Annotated in this window: 12 protein-coding genes; 7 read left to right on the forward strand and 5 right to left on the reverse strand. The window is 70.5% G+C overall.

The genetic code is table 11. The features are described from left to right. Positions 1 to 9 precede the first annotated feature (9 nt). Positions 10 to 480, forward strand: coding sequence for an NUDIX hydrolase (locus ACGFJ7_RS37360; RefSeq protein WP_392646678.1), 471 nt, complete (start codon positions 10 to 12; stop codon positions 478 to 480). Here the strand turns inward: ACGFJ7_RS37360 and ACGFJ7_RS37365 are convergent. Both ACGFJ7_RS37365 and ACGFJ7_RS37370 read right to left on the reverse strand, forming a co-directional pair. Continuing rightward, a complete protein-coding gene (locus ACGFJ7_RS37365; protein ID WP_392646680.1) occupies positions 470 to 2422 on the reverse strand; it encodes a hypothetical protein in 1953 nt (650 codons plus the stop codon). The two genes, ACGFJ7_RS37360 and ACGFJ7_RS37365, sit on opposite strands and share 11 nt — an antisense overlap. A 5-nt stretch (positions 2423 to 2427) precedes the next feature. After that, positions 2428 to 4410, reverse strand: a complete 1983-nt coding sequence (locus ACGFJ7_RS37370) for a hypothetical protein (protein ID WP_392646682.1) — start codon at positions 4408 to 4410, stop codon at positions 2428 to 2430. A gap of 237 nt (positions 4411 to 4647) precedes the next feature. Here ACGFJ7_RS37370 and ACGFJ7_RS37375 point away from each other — a divergent pair, with 237 nt between their 5' ends. After that, complete coding sequence (locus ACGFJ7_RS37375) at positions 4648 to 7584, forward strand: S8 family serine peptidase (RefSeq protein WP_392646684.1); 2937 nt, start codon at positions 4648 to 4650, stop codon at positions 7582 to 7584. On the opposite strand, the gene ACGFJ7_RS37380 is transcribed toward ACGFJ7_RS37375, so the two are convergent. From ACGFJ7_RS37380 to ACGFJ7_RS37390, 3 genes are all read right to left on the reverse strand, one after another. Continuing rightward, a complete protein-coding gene (locus ACGFJ7_RS37380) occupies positions 7581 to 8555 on the reverse strand; it encodes an aldo/keto reductase (RefSeq protein WP_392646686.1) in 975 nt (324 codons plus the stop codon). The genes ACGFJ7_RS37375 and ACGFJ7_RS37380 overlap by 4 nt on opposite strands. A gap of 9 nt (positions 8556 to 8564) precedes the next feature. Beyond that, positions 8565 to 8915: a glycerophosphodiester phosphodiesterase family protein gene (locus ACGFJ7_RS37385; RefSeq protein WP_392646688.1), complete on the reverse strand. Its 351-nt coding sequence runs from the start codon at positions 8913 to 8915 to the stop codon at positions 8565 to 8567. A gap of 126 nt (positions 8916 to 9041) precedes the next feature. After that, on the reverse strand, positions 9042 to 10121 hold the full coding sequence (locus tag ACGFJ7_RS37390; protein ID WP_392646689.1) for a YibE/F family protein: 1080 nt from the start codon (positions 10119 to 10121) through the stop codon (positions 9042 to 9044). Between the two features lie 189 nt (positions 10122 to 10310). On the opposite strand from ACGFJ7_RS37390, the gene ACGFJ7_RS37395 reads away from it, so the two are divergent. From ACGFJ7_RS37395 to ACGFJ7_RS37415, 5 genes are read left to right on the forward strand one after another with little or no spacing between them, the layout of a single operon-like run. Next, entirely contained in the window at positions 10311 to 11750 is a 1440-nt protein-coding gene (locus ACGFJ7_RS37395; protein ID WP_392646691.1) for a Y4yA family PLP-dependent enzyme, read from the forward strand. Then, the gene (locus tag ACGFJ7_RS37400) at positions 11747 to 13054 is read left to right on the forward strand and encodes a pyridoxal-phosphate dependent enzyme (RefSeq protein ID WP_392646693.1); all 1308 of its coding nucleotides are present in this window, start codon (positions 11747 to 11749) and stop codon (positions 13052 to 13054) included. The genes ACGFJ7_RS37395 and ACGFJ7_RS37400 overlap by 4 nt, the downstream gene beginning before the upstream one ends. After that, positions 13054 to 14247 carry an aminotransferase class V-fold PLP-dependent enzyme gene (locus tag ACGFJ7_RS37405; RefSeq protein ID WP_360247515.1) on the forward strand — a complete coding sequence of 398 codons (1194 nt, stop codon included), beginning with the start codon at positions 13054 to 13056 and terminating at the stop codon, positions 14245 to 14247. Before ACGFJ7_RS37400 ends, ACGFJ7_RS37405 begins: the two co-directional genes overlap by 1 nt. A 59-nt stretch (positions 14248 to 14306) precedes the next feature. Beyond that, a complete protein-coding gene (locus tag ACGFJ7_RS37410) occupies positions 14307 to 15032 on the forward strand; it encodes a class I SAM-dependent methyltransferase (RefSeq protein WP_360247513.1) in 726 nt (241 codons plus the stop codon). Positions 15033 to 15056: 24 nt separating this feature from the next. After that, a complete protein-coding gene (locus tag ACGFJ7_RS37415; RefSeq protein WP_392646695.1) occupies positions 15057 to 16814 on the forward strand; it encodes a YncE family protein in 1758 nt (585 codons plus the stop codon). Positions 16815 to 16863 lie beyond the last annotated feature (49 nt).

The raw sequence follows: 16863 nt of genomic DNA on the forward strand, positions 1-16863 counted from the left end.
GTCCCCTGTGTGGAGATAGCGCCGTTCCGTCCGGCCGCTCGCGTCGTCTGTGTCGACGCGGGCGGCCGGATCCTTTTGATGCGCTGGCGGGACCCGTACGACGGCTCGTACCTGTGGGAACCGCCCGGCGGCGGCATCGAGCCGGGTGAGACGCCGGCCGAGACGGCGCGGCGGGAACTGCTGGAGGAGACCGGCCTGACGGTCGAGGTCGACGGCCCCGGCCTCGACGTCCACCGCGACACCCGGTGGAAGGGCCGCCGCTATCGGGGGCCCGAGCAGTGGTTCCTGGCCCATTTCACCGCCGACGAGCCGGTGGTACGCCGTGACGGCCTGCTGGATTACGAACAGAACGACCTCGACCGGCACGCGTGGGTGCCCTGGACGGAACTGTCCACCATGACGGAGAGGGTCGAGCCGCCGGAGCTCCTCGCGGTGCTCCGGCGGCTCGACCCTGAAGGCCCCTGGGCCGCTACTTCGTGAAGGTGAAGTAGTAGTACGGGCTGTAGTTGGTGTAGTTGACCGTGTCACCCGACGACGTGGTGACGTAGCCCGCGCGGGCCCGGTACTTGGCGCCGACGGCGTGGGTGCCGGTCAGCGTGAAGGCCGACTTTCCGGCCGCGTTGAGCGGCAGGTAGAGGACGCGCCAGGCCTTCCACTTGCCGCCGGAGTAGACCTCGAGGGTCAACCGCTGCTTGCGGCCCGGGTACGGGGTCATGGTGGTCAGGAAGTACGGGTGCACGTTCCTGCGGTAGAAGCGGTAGGGCACCGAGCCGATCTTGGCGGCCTTGTACTGCCGTGACGGCAGAAGGCTGACAGCGGCCCGGGTGTTGAGCACCGAGCGGGCCGACGTCGCGGCGTACAGGTTGTCGCCGAGGAACTTGACCTGCACCGCCGTGGTCCGGGTCAGTTTCAGCGAGGCCGTCAGGTTGCCCTTGGCGTCGACGTTCGTCCACCGCAGCAGCCGGGCGGGCTCACTGCCGTACGGGTCGGCCCAGATCTGCACCGCCCGGTTGGTGAACGTCTTGCCGAGGTGCGCGGTCACGGTGACCGTCGCGCCGTAGTTGCTGACCGTGTTGTTGGGCCGCAGCGTGAGCTCGGGAGTGTTCTGCGCCGTGATGCTCGTCCTCGCCGACGCCGGAGCGATCGTGTCGGTTCCGGCGTAGACGACGGTATAGGTGTACGTGCCGGTCTCGGGCCGGGTGTCGGTCAGGGTGAACTGCCCGGACGCGTTGGCGACGGCCGTGTCGGCGTGGAAGACGTCGGTGGGCGCGTTCGCGTCGACGATGAGCTCGACGCGCGCACCGGGCTGGCTGACCTTGCCGGTGACCTGGACGGGACGGCCGGGGGCGGCGATCGCCGGTGCGCTGATCGTGATCGTGGACCGGACCGGCGCCGAGCCGTGGACCGCGTGGAAGCGCCAGTCCTTGCCGAGGTTGCCGACCCCGAACAGCCGGTTGCCGCCCGGCTCCCAGGCGGGCCACCAGATCTCCTCGCCGGGATCGGTCGTGTACTGCTCGGCCGGTGCCTGCGAGCCGGGGGTGAAGACCGCGAGATCGGTCGCGCCGTTCGTGTTGCCGTACCCGATCGCGACCCGTCCGTCGTCGTTGATGTCGATCGAGTCGGGGCGGCAGATGCCGTTGTCGTAGATCGTGGTGCGCTTCTCCGGGTCGGTGACCGGCGCCTTCCAGATCGGGCACTCGTTGCCGAAGCCGATCAGCGTCGACCCGTCCGGGGTGAGCGCGGCATCGCGCAGCGTGCCGTCACCGAACCGGCCCTTGGTCTTCAGGACCGCCTCGCCGCTCGACACGTCGTAGACGAACAGGTCGCCGTTGCCCACGGAGTAGCGCCAGGCGTTGGCGACGACCAGGGTCCCCGGTGCGCCCTTGGCGGTGATCAGCAGCGGGTCGACCCAGGCGTCGTTGTCGAGGTCGTAGAGGGTCGTCTCGCCGGTGGCCGGGTCGAGCGAGCCCATGCCGCCGTCGTAGGCGAACCAGATCTTGCCGCTGGTGAAGGCGAGGTGGCGCGTCCACACCTCGCCGCCCAGGTCGTACGTGCGCTTGGTGCTCAGGGTGGCCGCGTCGAAGGCGGTGATCTTGTGCTCGTCCGGCGACGCGACGTAGACGGTCGAATAGTCGGGTGAGAGCGTCACCGCGCCGGCGTTCCATCCGGCCGCCACGGTCTTCTGCACGCCACCGAAGTACGACAGCGAGTTCAGCGAGCTGGTAGTGGCGTCGGTGACCAGGACCCGCTTGCGTACCGGGTCGACGGCGACGTCACCGACGCCGTTGATCGGCACGTAGGCGCCCGGGCCGAGAGCGACGGGTGCGGCCGCCGCGGCCGCCGGGCCGGTGCCGCCGACGACGGTGACCGCGGCGGTACCGGCGACCACAGCCGCCGTCAGGGTTGCTCTGATCTTGTTCATGCGCGTCACTTCGTGAAGGTGAAGTAGTAGTACGGGCTGTAGTTGGTGTAGTTGACCGTGTCACCGGAGGTCTTGGTGACATAGCCGGTGCGGGCCCGGTACTTGGCGCCGACGGCGTGGGTGCCGGTCAGCGTGAAGGCCGACTTTCCGGCCGCGTTGAGCGGCAGGTTGAGCACGCGCCAGGCCTTCCACTTGCCGCCGGAGTAGACCTCGAGGGTCAACCGCTGCTTGCGGCCCGGGTACGGGGTCATGGTGGTCAGGAAGTACGGGTGCACCTTCTTGCGGAAGAAGCGGTAGGTCACCGAGCCGACCTTGGCCGTCCGGTACTGCCGCGACGGCTGCAGGCTCACGGCGGCCCGGGTGTTGAGCACCGAGCGGGCCGACGCCGGAGCGTACTGGGCGTCACCGGCGAACTTGACCTGCACGGCGGTGGTGCGGGTCAGCTTGAGCTTGGCGGTCAGGTTGCCCTTGGCGTCCGTCACGGTCTTGCGCACCAGCCGAAGCGGCTCGGTGCCGTACGGGTCGGCCCAGATCTCCAGCGTCCGGTTGGAGTACGTCTTGCCCAGGCGCGCGGTCACCGTGACCGTGGAGCCGTAGTTGTTCACCGTGTTGTTGGGGCTCAGCGACAGCGCCGTGGCGTTGCGGGACACCACGACCGAGCGCGTGGTCGAGATCGGCGCGTACGTGTCGTCGCCGGCGTACGAGACGGTGTACTTGACCGTGCCCGCGTCGGGCCGGTCGGTCAGAGTGAAGCGGCCGGCCGCGTCGGCCTGAACGAAGTCGACCTCGGTCTTGCCGGGCGCGGTCGCGTCCGTGCGGTAGAGCCGGACCGGGGCACTGGGCACGCCGACGGTGCCGGTGATCTTCAGGGGCACGCCCACGGGAGTGGTCGCCGGAGCCGTCGCGGTCAGCGTCGTGTATTTCGGCTGAGATCCGTGGAGGGGCCAGAACCGGACCTCGGAGTTGCCCGCGTCGGCGCCGCGGCTGAGGACGAAGAGCCGGTCGCCGCCCGGTTCCCAGGTGACGTGCGTGACCCGGTCGGTGTTCGGGGCCAGGAACTGCTCGGCCGGAAGCTCGGAGCCGGCCGGCGAGATCGCCACGTCGGTCGTGCCGTTGGTGTTGCTGTATCCGAGGGCGACCCGGCCGTCGGTGTTGACGTCGGACGTCTCCGTGTCGCAGAAGCCGTTGTGGAAGGCCTGGGCCCGCTTGGCGGGGTCGGCGATCGGCGCCTTCCAGACCAGGCAGCCGTATCCGTAGCCGATCAGCGTGGAGCCGTCGGCCGAGACTTCGACCCCGTGCAGCAGGCCGTCGCTGAACTTGCCCTTGCTCGTGACGGCCGGGCCGGCGCCGGTCACGTCCAGGACGGCGAGGTTACCGCTGGTCTCGGCGTTGCCGGAGACGTCGGCCACGACCAGGGTGCCCGGGGCGCCGGGTGAGGTGATCAGCTCGGGGGCGCCGTGCACGGCGGCCGGGAGGTCGTGCAGCGTCACCTTGTCGGTGGCCGGGTCGAGCGACCCGAAGCCGCCGGGCGAGTCCTTGCCCTTGGTGTCGTAACCGAACCACACGAGGCCGCCGGCCACCGCGACGGTGCGCACGCGCAGTGACGGGTCGAGGACATGGATGCCCTCGTTGGACCCGGTCGCCATGTCGTATTCGCTGATCGAGTTGTAGTAGCCCGACGAGGCGAAGTACGCGGTCGAGAAGTCGGGCGTGAGCGCGATGCCCTCGATGCCCGGAGCGAGGGTGTAGCGGTTCTGCACCCCGCCGAAGTAGGACAGCCAGAGCGCCTCGCCGGCTTTCGGGTCGGTGACCAGCACCCGCTTGTGGATCGGATCGACGACGACCCGGCTGGGATTGTCGATCGGCAGGACGACGCCGCCGCTGAGGGCGGGCGGGCCGGCCAGGGCCGGACTGGCGGCTGAGGTGACGGTGACGGCGGCGGTGCAGGCGACCGCCACGGCCGTCAGGACGGCTCGAACCTTGTGCATATTGAGGACCCCCGTGGTCTATGTACGCGAAGCGTAAGGCACACGATCGTCATCTGTGGATCAACTGTGGCCGAACCGATGGCGCCAGTACCGGCACAGGTGGTCGGTACTGGACCGTTCGGTCGATGCGGTGCGGCGTGAAGCAATCGTAATGATCCAGGTATCTGGGCTTAACCGGTTCAGAGTGGACTGTCGGCCACATCAACACCCTTCTCTCTCATCCGAGAAAGGAGACTCGTGGCCACGAGCCTCAGAGCGCTGACCGCGCTCACCGTTTCCCTCACCTTGACCGTGACCGGTCTCGGTGGGCCCGCGCGGGCGGCGGCACCGGGCACACCCCTGCCCGACCTCGGCCTTCTGCGCGACGGACGGACCCCGGCGACGCTCACCGGCGGTGCCGCCCTCCGCCCGGGCGCGGCGACCGCCGCCCTCACCGACGGCCAGTACGTGGTCCGTCTCCGGGAGGCGCCCGTCACGTCGTACACCGGAGGGGTCGACGGTCTGGCCCTGACCCGGCCGGCGGCCGGGCAGGACCTCGAGCCCCACTCGGCCGCGGCCGAGAGATATCGCAAGCACCTCGGCGAGGCGCAGCGCGACGTGCTGGGCGACCTCGGGGTGACCGCGCGGCAGACCTACACGACCGCCTTCAACGGCTTCACCGCGAAGCTGACCGGAGCCCAGGCGACCGCGCTGGCCAAGGACCCGCGCGTGGCCGCCGTCAGCAAGGCGCAGATGGTCAAGGCCGAGGCCGCGTCCCTCGGCGGAACCGGCAAGACGGCGGCCGCCACGCCCACGGCGAAACCCGGCAAGAGCTCCGGCGTCGTCGTCGGCGTGATCGACACCGGCATCTGGCCGGAGAGCGCGTCGTTCGCGGCGACCATGCCCGCGCCGAAGGGATGGCACGGCACCTGCCAGGTGGGCGAGGGCTTCCCGGCGTCCGCGTGCAACGGCAAGATCGTGGGCGCCCGCTACTTCGCCGACGGCTGGCTGGCCATGGCCGGATCGCTGCCCGACGGCGAAGTGCTCTCGGCCCGCGACATGCAGGGACACGGCACGCACACCGCCTCGACCGCGGCGGGCCTGCCGGTCAAGCACGCGATGGTGCTCGGGCGTGACCTCGGCCCGATCTCCGGGGTGGCACCGGACGCGCAGATCGCCGTCTACAAGGCGCTGTGGGGCGGCTCCGGCACCGACGCCGACATCATCGCCGCGATCGACGCCGCGGTGGCCGACGGCGTGGACGTCATCAACTACTCCATCGGCAACGCGATGGGCGACTACCAGGCCAACAGCCCGATCGGGAACGCGTTCCTCAACGCGTACCTGGCCGGGGTCTTCGTGTCCGCCTCGGCCGGCAACGACGGCTGGTCCGGCATGATCAGCAACGCCGAGCCGTGGGTGACCACGGTCGGCGCGGCGGTCGAGCGGGCCAACGAGGCGACCGTTCGCCTCGGCGACGGCACGAAGATCGTCGGTACGTCGATGGACGTGCTGCCCTCGCGGCAGCGGACCCCGATCGTCTTCGCCGACCGGGCCGGCTCGGTCGAGGACGGCGCCCAGTTCTGCCTCGGCGGCAGCCTCGACGCGGCCAAGATCAAGGGCAAGATCGTGGCCTGCGACTTCGACAGCGCGACCGGGGCGGTCGAGGAGGTCAAGGCCAAGGGCGGCGTGGGCGTCGTGCTCTTCCAGACCAACGGCAACGCGCGGCTCAACGTCATCTACGACTTCCCCACGGTCTACCTGTGGAGCACCGAGCAGGCCGGGCAGATCTTCAACTACCTGTGGGCGCACCGCGACGACGGCACGGCGGCGCTGGTGACCGGCGGCGACGGGTCGAGCCTGGCCGGACTGCCCAGCGTGGCCGGACTCTCCTCGTACGGACCGGACCAGGTGCACACCGGACTGCAGAAGCCGGATCTCGTCGCGGACGGCGTCGACGTCGTCGCGGCGGTGTCGCCGATGGCCGGCGGGCGGCTGTTCGACGCGTACTCCGGCACCTCGATGGCGGCCCCGCACGTGGCCGGCATGGCCGCACTGCTGCGGGTCCGGCACCCGGGATGGTCGCCCGGCGCGGTGGCCTCCGCGCTGCGGACCACCGCGGGTGACACCAAGGCCACGACCAGCCCCTTGCAGCAGGGCTCCGGGCTGCCGGCGGTCGCCAAGGCCTCGGATCCGGGTCTGGTGGTCGAGCCGTCCGCCGACTCCCTGACCGCCTTCGCCGCGGCCGCCGCGCCCGACGGCAAGGAGCTCAACCTGCCGTCGATCGCGCTGCGCGAGTACGACGGCCTGCACCCGGTACGGCTCGTCCGGAAATTCACCAACGTCAGCGGCCGTACGGAGACCTATCGGGCCGGCGTCGACGGCCTGTCCGGTATGGACGTCGCCATCAGCCCGCGCACGTTCACGGTACGGCCGGGAGCGACCGCCGCGGTCACCATCACGCTGGCCCGGGGCAGCGCGACCTGGGACCGCTACTCGACGGGATCGCTGGTCCTGCGCGGTGACAAGCACCGCGTGCGGCTCACCGTCGCCGCCCGGCCGTGGGGCTTCACGCCGCGGCCGTACGACGACACCGGCCTCGAGTTCGGCCGCACGGGCGGACTCGGCCAGGGATCCCTGGAGCCCGGCTTCACCGGTCCGCTGACCGGCCGTACCACTGGATATACCCCGGTCAAGTGGGCCGGCAAGAAGCTCAGCACGACGGTCAGCGGCGGCTCCTTCGCGCCCGGCGGGGTCGGAACGCAGGGCACGAAGATCGTCGTGCCGCCCGGTGCGGCCGGCCTCATCGTGCAGACCGCGTCCGACGACCCGAACATCAACCTCGACCTCTACCTCTACAAGGACGGCAAACTGGTCGAGCGGAGCTGGGCCTTCTGGCACAGCAACGAGCGGATCGCACGGTTCTTCCCGCCGCCGGGCGTCTACACGGCCTATGTGCACGCCCAGTCGACGTACACGCCGGAGATTCCCTACCAGCTCGGCGTGACCGTCGTCCCGCAGCGCGGTGACCGGCACAACGCCACCATCAACACGCCGGCTCAGGTCGAGCGCGGCGGGAACGGCCAGGTCACGCTGACCCCGGTCGGCCCGCAGCCGGACGTCGAGCAATGGGCCTACACGGAGTTCCGGACCGGGCGGACCGTCGTGCCCGGCCTGCTGATCAGCGACCGCTAAAGGTTCGTCTTGCGCTCCGCGCTCTCGGTGTAGCGGTCACCCACGACCGCCACCCTCGCCAGGGCGGCCTCGATCTCCTCGAGGTCGCCCTCGGTGAGCTCCACGGTCGCGCCGCCCAGGTTCTCCTCCAGGCGCTCCAACCGCCGGGTGCCCGGGATCGGGACGATCCACGGCTTCTGGGCGAGGAGCCAGGCCAGCGCGATCTGCGCGGGCGTCGCCCCCTTGCCGGCGGCGATCGCGCCGAGCTGGTCGACCAGCGCCTGGTTGGCCGCGCGGGCCTCGGCCGAGAAACGCGGAAGCGAGAGCCGCATGTCCGATTGATCGAACGACGTGCTGGCGTCGATCTTGCCGGTGAGGAAGCCGCGGCCGAGCGGGCTGAACGGCACGAAACCGATGCCCAACTCCTCCAGGGTCGGGAACACCTCGGTCTCCGGCCGCCGCCACCACAGCGAATACTCACTCTGCAGAGCGGTCACCGGCTGCACCGCGTGCGCACGGCGGATCGTCGCGGCCGCGGCCTCGGACATGCCGAAATGCCGTACCTTGCCCTCCGCGATCAGCTCTTTGACGGCGCCCGCCACGTCCTCGATCGGCACCGACGGGTCGACGCGGTGCTGGTAGAACAGGTCGATCGTGTCGACCCGGAGCCGCCGGAGCGACGCCTCGGCCACCTCCCGGATGTGCGCCGGGCGGCTGTCCACCCCGTCGGCGCCGATCGCGAAGCCGAACTTGGTGGCGATCACGACCTGGTCCCGCACCGGCTCGAGCGCCTCGCCGACCAGCTCTTCATTGACGTACGGCCCGTAGACCTCAGCGGTGTCGAAAAGGGTGACGCCACGCTCCACCGCCCGCCGGAGCAGAGTGATCATCTCGGCGCGGTCCGGGGACGAGCCGTAGCCCTGGCTCATCCCCATCGCGCCGAAACCGATCGCCGAGACCTCCAGGCCGTTGCCGAGAATTCGTTTCCGCATGGCTCGATCTCAGCGCAACCCGTTGCGGATCGCCATCTTGATCAGCCGATCCGGGTCGTCGCTGCTGATCCCGTCCACGCCGACATCGATCACGCGTCGCATGACGGCGGGGTCGTCGGCGCAGTGCGAGCCGTTGACCGCCCGGTCATGCGGCACCACCAGCTGGCCGTCCTGGGTGACACCGGTGTCGAGCTCCAGCGTCGAGATCGCCGGATGGGCCAGCGAACGCGCGAAGGCCGGCAGGGTGTTCTCCGGGTGGGTCGAGGAAGTCCGAAGCCCCTTTCCGGCGAGGACCGTGCGCAGTCGGTCGGGATAGTCGGTCATCGGGCCGTCGGCCCCGTCGTCGATCAGCTTGGTCATCGTGGGGACGTCGCCCGGATCGGGTCGCCGCCGGTGTCGCGCTGATCAGGGAGCCGGCCGTCAGAAGCGCTGTCTTTTTCCGGGAATTGGCCACCTGGGGCGAGCCTCGGCGCCGCGGCAAGACATCTAGGTGAAGCGATGGCTGCGGTCGGCCGCCAGGACGGCGAGGGCCGTGGTGAGCGGCACCGAGGCGACCAGGCCGATCGTGCCGACCGCGCTGCGCAGGATCTCCTGGGCCAGGAGCTCGCCGGTCAGCAGGTCGCCGGCCGGCTGCGTGCTGGTGGAGAACAGCAGCAACAGCGGGAGCGAGGCGCCCGCGTACGCGAGAACGATGGTGTTCACCGCCGATCCGACGTGCGCCCGCCCGACGCGGATCGCCGCCCGGTAGAGCGGCCATCCGGACGAGCTCGCGGACATCTCGGCCACCGTCACGGCCTGGGTGACCGTGACGTCGTCGAGCACGCCAAGGGCGCCGATGACGATCCCGGCCAGCAGCAGGCCGCGCATGTCGATGCCGCCCAGCGTGGCCGACAGGAACGCGTCGTCGTCGGTGGCGACGCCGGTCAGGTGCAGGGCGGCGGTGAACCCGGCGCCGAGCAGGCCGGTGAGGACCAGGCTGGCCAGCGTGCCCGCGACGGCGACCGACGTGTGCGTGCTGACGCCGTGTGTCAGATAGAGCGCGGCGAACATGATGGCCGCGGCGCCGACGACGGCGACCAGCAGCGGCGGCGAGCCGTCGAGGATGGCCGGGATGATGAAGAGCAGCAGGACCGCGAAGCTGACGGCCAGGCCGGCGAGCGACCGGAGCCCGCGCCATCGGCCGAAGGCCAGGATCACCGCGGCCGTGAGGGCGAGCAGCCAGATCATCGGCGTGCTCCGCTGGCGGTCGACGATTGCGTAATCGGTGCCGCCCGGCACCGCGTTCGGCGTGTGCAGCAGAACCACGTCGTCGCCGGCGCGCACATTCCCGGCGCCTTCCGCCGTGATTTCGCGGCCGTCGTCGAGGCGTACCGTCGCCTGGCCGTCGACCGCCGTGACCGTGCCCTCGACGCGATTGTTCTCGGCCGCCGGAGGCGCCGGGCGGGCCGGCCAGAGCACGATCATCGCGATTCCGGTGGCGATCGCGGCCGGGATGAGCAGGGCCGCGATGACCCGCCGGGACGCCTCGGGAAGCTGATCGGGTGAGTGCGCGTGTCGGCCGGTCACGGCGCAAGATTAGCGGCCCCGATACATGCGCAATTGCTTATGTCAGTGCTCAATCAACGACAGAGGGATTGACAAATTCAGTTTATTCATGCGCAAACAAGAATGAGTGATTGACTCATCACTGCGGGTATAGAAAGACTTCCGATCATCGGTTAGGTTGGGAAAACCGCCAAGCGGGAGGTCGCCATTGTGCCCGATCTGAATCCGCTCTATCTGACCCCCAGAATCGAACCCGTCGCCCGATCCGTTCTCGACGAGGGTGAGCTGTTGAGGCAGTTGGTGGATGGGCTCGGATCACCACTCAACATCGTCCTGCCCGACCTGCTCGAAGCGAATGTCGACGCTTTTCGCGAGTCCTATCGCGACCATCGGTTGCGCGGCCGCGTCTACTTCGCGCACAAGGCGAACAGGTCGGCCGCCCTGCTCCGCCGGCTGGCCGCCACCGAGGCCGGCGTCGACGTGGCCTCGCTGGCCGAATTGCAGCACGCTCTCGGCGCCGGATTCGGGCCCGAACGGATCATGGCCACCGGCCCGAAGAACCGGGAGTTCCTCTGGCTGGCCGCGCGCACCGGCGTGATCGTGAACGCCGACTCGCTCGGCGAGCTCACCGACCTGGCCGCCATCGTCGCCGAGCACCGGCTTCGGCGGGTACGGGTGATGGTCCGGCTCTCCGGGTTCGCCTCGCAGGGCGTCCAGGTGATCAGCCGGCGCAGCCGCTTCGGCGTGCCCGCCGGCGATCTCGGCGACGTGCTCGACCTGCTGGAGAAGCACCGCGAGGAGCTGGAGCCGGTCGGTGTCGCCTACCACCTCGACACCATCGGGTGGCCGGAGAAGGCGATCGCCCTCGAGGGCTGCCTGGCCGCCCTCGAGGAGTGCCGGGCCCGCGGGCTGGAGGTGCGCTCGGTCGACATCGGCGGCGGGTTCGGCGTCAACTACCTGGCCGACGGCGCGCAGTGGGAGCGGTACACGTCCGAGCTGGCCCAGGCCGTCCTCGGCCGGCGCGAACCGATGACCTGGAACGGGCACGGCTACGGTCTGCGCAACGAGGGCGGCACGCTGCGCGGCGTGCTGGGGCTCTACCCCTCGTACCGGCCGGTCTCCGGCGCCGGATATCTCGACCAGCTCCTCGGCGCCCCCGCGCCGGCCCTGCGCCGCCCGCTCGGTTCGCTGCTGCTCGACACCATGTACGAGCTGGACATCGAGCCCGGCCGGGCCCTGCTCGACCAGTGCGGCCTGGTGCTGGCCCGGGTGCTCGACGTGCGCGACTCGCTGGTGCGGCTCGACTGCAACGCCCGCGATGTGAGCCTGGAGGAACACGGCGTCCTGATGGATCCACTGGTCGTCAGTGCCGGCGAACCAGGCCCGCCCGGAGCCTTCTATCTGCTCGGCAACCTCTGCCTCGAAGCCGACCTGATCACCCGTCGCCAGGTGTTCCTCCCGGTCACGCCCCGTCCTGGCGACCTGCTGGCCTTCGTGAACACCGCCGGCTACTTCATGGACTTCAGCGCCACCCAGGCACTGCACCAGCCGATCGGCCGCAAGGTGGCGGTCTACCGCGACGGCGGTGCCTGGCGCTGGTGCCTCGACGAGCAGTACTGGCCCGTCCACCCGCGCGCGGAGGAATCATGAGACTCGACGACATGACCGAGGCGATCGGCAACACCCCGCTGGTACGCGTCGATCCGGCCGTCCACGGCCTTCGCCACATCGACCTGTACGCCAAGATGGAGCTGCTCAACCCGTTCGGCTCGCTCAAGGACCGGGCCGCCCTGGCCATGCTCCGCCCCCTGCTGGACGGCGCCGTCCGGCGCGGTGACACGGTGGTCGAGCTCTCCAGCGGCAACACGGCCAAGGCGCTCGCGATGCTGGCCGGCCTGCACGGCCTGCCGTTCAAGAGCATCACCAACCGGATGAAGGTGCCGGAGGTCAAAGATCTCCTGCTGCTGCTCGGGGCCGAGATCGAGGAACTGCCGGGCCAGGCCGAATGCCTCGACCCGGCCGACACCGAGGACCCGCTGACCCGCATGCACCAGGCGCTCGCGGCCGACGGCAGCGGCTACGTGCACACCGACCAGTACTTCAACGACAACAACATCGAGGCCCACTTCGCCGGCACCGGCGCCGAGATCGTGAAGGATCTGGACGGCCGCGCCCCCGACTACTTCATCGCCTGCGTGGGCACGGCCGGCTCGTCCACCGGGGTCGCCCGCGCGCTGCGGCAGCACGATCCCGACGTACGGGTGATCGGTCTGGTCGCGCGCAAGAGCGACTTCATCCCCGGCATCCGCACGATCGACGAGGTGCACGAGGTGGGGCTGTTCGACCCCGACGTGTACGACCGCCTCGAGACGATCAGCGCCGACGAGGCCATCGACGGGATGCTCACGCTGATCCGGCGCTGCGGCACGCCGGCCGGGCCGACCGGCGGCGGGGCCTATCAGGGGGCCGTACGCCATCTGAGAGCGCTCGACTCGTCGTTGACCGAGCGCCGCACCGCCGTCTTCATCGTCTGCGACCGGATGGAGAGCTACCTCAGCTACCTGCGGGAACGGCGGCCCGCCCTGTTCGGCCGGCCGGCCCGCCGCAACGACCACCGTTCGCTGTCCGCGGCCGAGGTGGCGGCCGCGCCGGCCATCGACGTGCCCGAGGCGCAGCGCTGGCCGGGCCTCGTGGTCGACCTGCGCAGCCCGTACGCGTTCCAGGCCCAGCACATCGCCGGCTCGATCAACATCGTCGACGAGGTGTTCGACGAACTGCTCCACGGTGGACTGCCGTTCAGCCAGCGGCAGCCGGTGCTGCTGGTCTGCCCGGTCGGCGAGAAGTCGGCCCGGTACGCCGCGCTGCTGACCCGGATGGGGCATCCGTACGCCCGCTCGCTGGCCGGCGGTGTCATCGCCTGGCGCGATGCCGGCGCCACCCTGGTGCGTGACTGATGCTCGGCATCCGGTCACGCGACACCGAAACCATCCGCGAGCTGCTGCCCTGGCACGCTGGGGTGCGAGCCCAGTTCCCGCAGCTCCTGGCTCATCCCGGGGTGGCCTACCTGGACAGTGCGGCGACCTCGCAGAAACCGCGGGCCGTCCTGGACGCGGTGATGGACTATCTGACCACCGGCAACGCGAACGCGGCCCGCGGCACCTATCCGTGGGCCAACCGCACCACGGATCGGATCACCGCCGCCGGCCGTCAACTGCGAGCGTTCCTCGGCGACTCATCCGATGAGTCGGGTGTTCATTTCGTCAGCGGGACGACCGAGGGCCTGCGGGCGGTCGCCCGCGACTGGCTGGCCCCTCAGCTGCGCGACGGCGACGAGATCATCGTGCCGTTCGCCGATCACAGCGCGAACATCGTGCCCTGGCTGGAGGCGGCTACCGGTTCGCGGGTCGGCGTCCGGGCGATGCCGTACGACGAGGCGCACGACTACGACCTCGACCGGTTGCGCCGGATGATCGGCCCGCGGACCCGGCTGATCGCCGCGACTCACGTGCACCACGTCTACGGCAACGACATGAACATCGACCGCCTGCGCCGGGCGGTGGGCCCGTCGGTGGCGATCTGCCTCGACGCCGCTCAGGGATTCGGTCACCTGCCGCTGTCGGTGGCGCCGCTCGACGTCGACTTCGTCGTCTTCTCCGGGCACAAGGCGATGGCCCTGCCCGGCATCGGTGCCGTCTGGGCGGCCAACAAGCGCGGCCCCGCCTTCCAGCCCGCCGGGTGGCGGGGTTCGCCGAACACGAGCGGCATCGTGAGCCTGGCCGCCGCGATGGACTGGCTCGACCGGACCGGCCTCGATCGCATCGCGCGCTGGAGCCGGGCCCTGGGCGCGCGGCTCACCGACGGCCTCGACCGCCTCTCCTGCTACGAAGTGCTCGGGTGTCAGGCCAGCCTGACGGCGGCCTCGCCGGTGCAGCGCCGACAGGGGATCGTGACATTTCGCCACCGTGAAATCTCCTCCAACGACCTGGGCTTCATCCTCGAGAGCGAGGGGCTTCTGGTCCGTGCGGACGGTCACTGTCAAGGAGAGCAAGGCGAGAAGACCTCTTCGGTACGGGTGAGTCTGCACGCGTACACCGCCGTCGAGGAGGTGGACCGCCTGCTGGACGCGCTGGCGGCGCTTGACCGCTGACGGGGCATCCGTTTGATAGAAATGGGTGTCGTTTCCGTTAGCAGCCGAGGATGGGTCCCATGCCGTCGACCGCGCTCCACTCCGATCGCTGGCGCAGCACGTGGGACGAGGTGATGACCGGCTTCGTGCCCGGCCTGGCCGGCCTCGAGTCGGCCATCGCCGCCACGGTCGAGGCGGTCCGCGGCGGCTCTCCGCGGCGCTGCCTCGACCTCGGCGGCGGGCCGGGCGTGCTGGCCGAGCGCATGGCGGCCCGCTGGCCCGGCTGCGACGTCGCCATGGTCGACCTCGATCCGGTCCTGCTCTCGCTGGCCCGCGCGGCCGGCGTCTCGGTGATCGAAGCCGACCTCGACTCGGCGTCGTGGGCCGCGCACGCCGGCGGCGGCCACGACCTGGTCACCTCGGTGATGACGGTGCACTACCTGCCGCCGGCGGCGATCCGCGCCCTCTACCGCCGGTGCCGCCGCGTGCTGGCTCCCGGCGGCCTGCTCGTGGTGGCCGACCTCATGCCCGACGACGGCCTCCCCTCGGTGATGCGGGCGATGGACCCGGCCCCGGGCGAGGCCGCCGCCGAGATGGCCTGGGTGCGGTGGTGGAACGATCTGTCCCAGGCTCAGGAGTTCGGGCCCCTGATGGCCGCCCGGGCCGACGTCTTCCGTGATCGCGTTCCCGCCAACTTCGCGGGCGACGTCTCATGGCACCTGACCGCCGCCCGCGACGCCGGCTTCGCCGAGGCCGGCCTCATCTGGCGCGACGGCCGCCATGCCGCCCTGGCCGCCCAAATTTGATCACCTGCCGTAGGTTGCACCCTCATGCGCAAACTTCGTGCTGCCCTCACCGCGGTGACGGTCCTGGGCACCGCCGCGGTCGCGGTCGCCGTGGGCACCCTGGACGCCTCGGCCTCCACCGAGCTGGGCGGCGGCGCGCTGCTGCCGGTCTCGATCGTGAGTGACGTCGCCGTCGACACCACGCGTCAGCGGCTGCTGATCAGCGACCAGAACACCGGGCAGCTCGTGCGGACCACGTACGCGGGCAAGGTCGAGACGACGAAGACCGCGCTGCCGGGCGTCGACGGGCTCGCGCTCTCGGCCGACTCGGGGACGCTGTACGCGGCGATGGCCGAGGCGCACGCGATCGTCGCCCTCAACCCCGAGACGCTGGCCGAGACCGGCCGCTACGAGCTGGGCGCGACGGTGTACCCGCGCACGCTGGCGCTGGCCGGCGGCCGGGTGTGGTTCGGCTACGACGGCTCGGCCGACAACGGCTACGTAGGCAACTTCGGCTCCTTCGACGTCGCCGGCGGTTCGGTGGCGTTCCACGACGCCACGGCCGAGCGCACCGCGTTCCACGACGCGCCGAAGCTGCTCACCGCCCCGGGCGCCCCGGGCACGCTGGTCGTGGCCGACGTCTCCAACAACGCCGTGACCGGCGGCGCGGTCGCCGTCTACGACGTGTCGGGGGCGAAGGAGAGGCTGACGGCCAACTCCAGCTCCAGTGCCACGTTCGTCCGGGACGCCGCCGTCACCGCGGACGGCGCCTCGCTGATCGGCTTCGGGGTCGGCTGCCCGATCTGGCGGGCGCCGGTCGCCAGCCCGTACGCGCGCGTCGCCGGGTACGACAACACGATCTGCACCCCGTCGTCGATCGACGTCAACACCGACGGCCGGATCGCGATCGGCTACAACAACAGCGACGGCACGACCGACGTGGCCCTCTACCCGGCCGGTTCGGAGACCGCCGACCAGGAGTTTCAGCTGCCGAACACGGCGCCGGAGAACAAGCCGGTCCCCGACCAGACCGGAAAGGTCGTCTGGGAGCCGGGCGGGAAGCGCGTCTTCACCTTCGGCTACAACTACAAGGCCGAGTGGCGCCTCTGGGTGCTCGACGGCCCCGAGCAGACGGTTCCGACCACGGCGCCGCCGCCGGTCGTCCGGGTCCGCCCGTCGCTCACCCTCAGCCCGGCCGGCACGGTCAGCGCGTACGGGACGACGGTGACGGTCACCGCCCGCCTCGGCGCCACCGCGACCAACCGGGTCGTCGAGATCTGGGCCGACCCGTACGGCACCGAGCCCGCCCGCCTGCTCCGCAAGACCACCGTCGACGCCAAGGGGGCGCTCACCGCCTCGCTGAAGCTGACCCGGACCACCACCGTGCAGGTCAAGTTCGCCGGCGACGCCAAGTACCTGCCGGCCACGGCCGGCGCGGTGCTCAACACGAAGGTGGCGGTCGCCCTTCAGGGGTCACGGCAGTACAAAACCGCCAAGATCGGCACGGTGTCCTACCGCTACTACCGCAAGACGGTGCACCCGTACTTCGTCACGACCATGACCCCGTACCCCAAGCGCAAGCAGCGTTTGATCTTCGAGGTGGCCTCGGGCGGCGCGTGGAAGACCTGGCGGGTGCTCGACGTGCCGCTGACCTCGGCCGGCAAGTCGGTTTTCACGCTGACCGGCGCCCACCCGGCCGGCGCCCGCTACCGGGTTCGCGCGGCCTACCTGACCGGCACCTCCGGCGACACCGTCAACTACCCGACCTACGGGGCGTACCAGTACTTCACGTTCACCGTCTGATCGACGTGTGGCGACATCCGCATCTTGTCATTAGACGATAATTGTTGAA

The organism is Actinoplanes sp. NPDC048988, from assembly GCF_043197815.1.
Taxonomy (GTDB): domain Bacteria; phylum Actinomycetota; class Actinomycetes; order Mycobacteriales; family Micromonosporaceae; genus Actinoplanes.